At 55.0% G+C, this 280-nt stretch carries 3 tRNA genes; all 3 read right to left on the bottom strand.

The annotated features are described in order from the left end of the window. Positions 1-2 precede the first annotated feature (2 nt). Positions 3-76: transfer RNA gene (locus tag ACL9RM_RS26695), tRNA-Asp, on the bottom strand. Between the two features lie 25 nt (positions 77-101). After that, positions 102-175: transfer RNA gene (locus ACL9RM_RS26690), tRNA-Met, on the bottom strand. Between the two features lie 29 nt (positions 176-204). Next, a tRNA-Val gene (locus ACL9RM_RS26685) sits at positions 205-280 on the bottom strand.

Below are 280 nucleotides of genomic sequence, written 5' to 3'. Positions count from 1 at the left end.
GGCGGAACTGACGGGATTCGAACCCGCGATCTCCTGCGTGACAGGCAGGCATGTTAGGCCTCTACACCACAGTTCCAGAGGCATTTCCAACAGGAAATTAATTGCGGGGGTAGGATTTGAACCTACGACCTTCGGGTTATGAGCCCGACGAGCTACCGAACTGCTCCACCCCGCGACATTAAAAGGCATTTCTCAATTTTCTTATGGTGGAGGCTGAGGGGATCGAACCCCCGACCCTCTGCTTGTAAGGCAGATGCTCTCCCAGCTGAGCTAAGCCTCC

Origin of the sequence: Paenibacillus sp. S29, assembly GCF_049319765.1 — a bacterium.
In the GTDB taxonomy this organism is placed as follows: Bacteria; Bacillota; Bacilli; order Paenibacillales; family Paenibacillaceae; genus Paenibacillus; species Paenibacillus polymyxa_B.
This window is presented reverse-complemented; position numbering and strand designations above follow the sequence as displayed.